Here is a 3,061-nt window from a genome sequence, read left to right on the forward strand (position 1 = left end):
AGATTGAGGGGTTGGGGAGTTCGATTGATGGGGTCAAGGGGAAGAGTTCCCCTTGTAGGTGCGGACAAAGTCCGAGGTTTTTTTCTTTGCCATGCGGGGCATGGCGCGGCACCGCCGCCAAGCGTCGCAGACCCTTTTCATTGTGATGTATAGCGGAGCGGAATGTCACAATACAGAAAAGGTTACTTTGCCAAAGTAACAAAGCTCTTGGTATAGTGGGAGCAAGGAGTTGATTCGTCATGAGCATGTCAGTTTCTTTGAAAAAGGCAACGAACAAAACCAATATCAAACACAATAATAGGACAATGAGCGAGAAGGAAAAAGAGCGAAATTCGCATATTGATTATTCACGTTCTGATGAAAATAAATATCTTGTTCAGAAAGATTTAAAGGAATTGTATCAAGAAGAATTCGGAGAAGCGTTGGAGAAATATAATGCCAAACAAAAACGATCTGATAGAAAAATTGAGGATTATTATAAGCACATTCAGTCCAGTAAGAAAACTTCGCTTCAGCAAGAAATGATCATTCAAGTGGGTGATTTAAACGACTTCATTCGCAATGCCGATTATAAAAGAGCAAATGAAATTTTGTTAGAGTGGTTCAAGGATTTTGAGAAACGAAATCCTAATTTAAAAGTTTATAATGCGGTCATTCACAATGACGAGACAAGCCCTCATATGCATTTAAATTTTGTGCCTGTGGCGAGTGGATATAAGCGAGGACTTGAAAAGCAAGTATCATTTGACCGAGCCATTATGCAACAAGATTCAGAACTAGATAAAACTCGTCCTTTTGATGATTGGCGAGAAAAAGAAGTAAAGTTGTTAGAAAAAATATTGAAAGAGCGTGGCATTGAACGAAAACTAGTTGGTTCAAATGAATATAAAGATGTCAATGAGTACAAAGAAAAAAAGGATTTAGAAAGGGAAATTCAATGGTTAGAAGAAAAAATAGCCAAAAAGAAAGATGAACTTGTGAAAGTTAGTGCGCAAGTTCCTGAAAAGAAAATGAATCTAAAGAGTAAAAAGAAAGAGATTAAGACAGAGGTGAAACCTAAATTTATTGGGAAACCTGACATCATTGAAAAAGAAACAGGTAATTATGTTTATACAGCAAAACAAGTTAAATATCTGGAAGATTTGGTAAGTGCAGCTGTCACTGTAAAAAAAGATTATGAGCGTTTGCAGACAACGGATCTAGTTCAGGAAAATAAAAATCTTCGTGAGGAAGTCTATCAAAAAACGAAGGAAAATGAACAGTTAAAAAAGGAATTGGCGTCAGCTACGCTTGAAATCGGTTCATTAAAGGGCGATATACACTATTTGAAGGCTCATATACGTGATTTGAAAGCGAACATAAAGGTTTTATACCAACAAACAAAAAAAGTCTTTAAAGAGCAATTTGAGGCGTTTAGAGGGCTTATCAAAAATGAATTGGATATAAAAGGTATAGACAATCAGTTCGAACGTGAGCATAACAGAGAAATGAAAAGCAAAAGTAAACAGAAAGAACATGACATGGACAGGGGGCGATAAAAAAGCGATACCTATTGTAAGGGGGATCGCTTTTTTGTTCTATTTTATCCCTTCTCTTTCGCGTAAGGCTTTGAATCTATCGAATTGGTTTCTATATTGATAATCTTTATTTTCCTTTTTACTAACAAGGATTTTTCCGTCATATTTTGCGAATTTTTTACTTGTGTTTTTATCTGTCCATGCAAGATTTTCATTAACTACATAAACATTTGATGTGCCCATTTTTAATACATCAATAAAACCATTTTCTTCAAGGATTTTAATTGCTCTGTAAATCGTCATTCTTGATTTTCCGAAATAATCTTCAAAAACTGAATATGAACAAGCTAAAGCATTACGGTTGTCCATATGTTCTAATATAAAAAATAACAAACTACTAGCAAATGGCTGTTTTGTCATTAACCAACGTAATTCAGGCATGTTATCACGATACAATTGTATAAAGTTATAGTTCTTTTTTTCTTCTTCTTTTTGTTTTTCTGTTTTTTCTTTTTTTTCTTCAAGCTCTAGTAACTTTTGAATTTTGTTCAATTCTTCGCTTGTTAATTCAACTGTAATCTTTTTTTCTTCTTGATTATCCAATTGCAACACCTCTGATACCATTTTTTTATTCCCTCCTATGTATCACAAGCTATGATACATTTATGTATCAACTTTGTTACATCGTATAACAAATAAATAGACATGTAAATAATTATTTGTTACATCTTGTAACAAATATGTATCACAAGCTATGTTACATTTATGTATCACAAGCTATGTTACATTTGCTCTTTAAAAAGCCTTATTTATCAAGGTTTTTAGCCTGTCTCTTTCTATATCTCCTAGTAGGGCTTTTCTCCATACAATGGTCAGGTAGTATTTTTTGAGAAACCCACTCAAAAAATCTCCACCTTTCCTCCATTGCATTCCGAAATTCGGCGGGGGTTGGTATGTCGCCAAGCCGAACAGACCAAAAACGAGGATTTAGGTTGCTCGACTTGGACTAGCAATTGTACCCGCCGAACCGCCAGTTCTATCGTTCTAAGCAACAAGCTTACTCCATATTCAGTTACGTTAAGTTCCTGGGGGCTAGCCCCCAACCCCCCAGCCAGCACTCACACCCAAAAACAAGGGGATTTCTTTTTAAATTGGTAAAATTAGTATATTGTTATTGAAGGATATATTGTTATTAAAGAAGAAAGGAAGTTTTATATGAATTTATTAAAAAATATTAGATTACTATTTTGTTTTGAAATTTTAGTTGTAGCCTTCATTTGTACACGAGGTTATGTGAAATCGGATTGTCCTCTTTATATTCCAATTAGTATTTTTGTGTTAGCTATTGGTTTGCTTTCCTTTTTTGAATATAGAAAAAGGAAAGTGAATGAAAAGAGGTAGTTACATGGTGTGTGTCAACGGTACCGGACCGAACCCGTAAGGGGACGGGAGGATAAGGAGTTGACACACTAACTATGCAACCCTCTGGTGGTTTGTCAAAAGGTACCCTTTTGACCCTGCCAACCGGCGAGGGAGCCCCTCAA

Annotated in this window: 2 protein-coding genes; one reads left to right on the forward strand and one right to left on the reverse strand. The window is 35.4% G+C overall.

The features are described from left to right. Positions 1-239 precede the first annotated feature (239 nt). A complete protein-coding gene (locus NSQ40_RS29380) occupies positions 240-1,538 on the forward strand; it encodes a plasmid recombination protein (RefSeq protein ID WP_258248745.1) in 1,299 nt (432 codons plus the stop codon). A 39-nt stretch (positions 1,539-1,577) separates the two neighbouring features. Here the strand turns inward: NSQ40_RS29380 and NSQ40_RS29385 are convergent, their stop codons facing one another. Further along, positions 1,578-2,129: a replication/maintenance protein RepL gene (locus NSQ40_RS29385; protein WP_437435430.1), complete on the reverse strand. Its 552-nt coding sequence runs from the start codon at positions 2,127-2,129 to the stop codon at positions 1,578-1,580. Positions 2,130-3,061: the final 932 nt, after the last annotated feature.

Origin of the sequence: Bacillus sp. FSL K6-6038 (genome assembly GCF_038050455.1) — a bacterium.
GTDB classification, from domain to species: domain Bacteria; phylum Bacillota; class Bacilli; order Bacillales; family Bacillaceae_G; genus Bacillus_A; species Bacillus_A pseudomycoides.

What these genes read in the sequence shown, in the direction of transcription:
- NSQ40_RS29380 (WP_258248745.1), top strand. Translation starts at nt 240, where the DNA reads ATGAGCATGTCAGTTTCTTTGAAAAAGGCAACGAACAAAACCAATATC.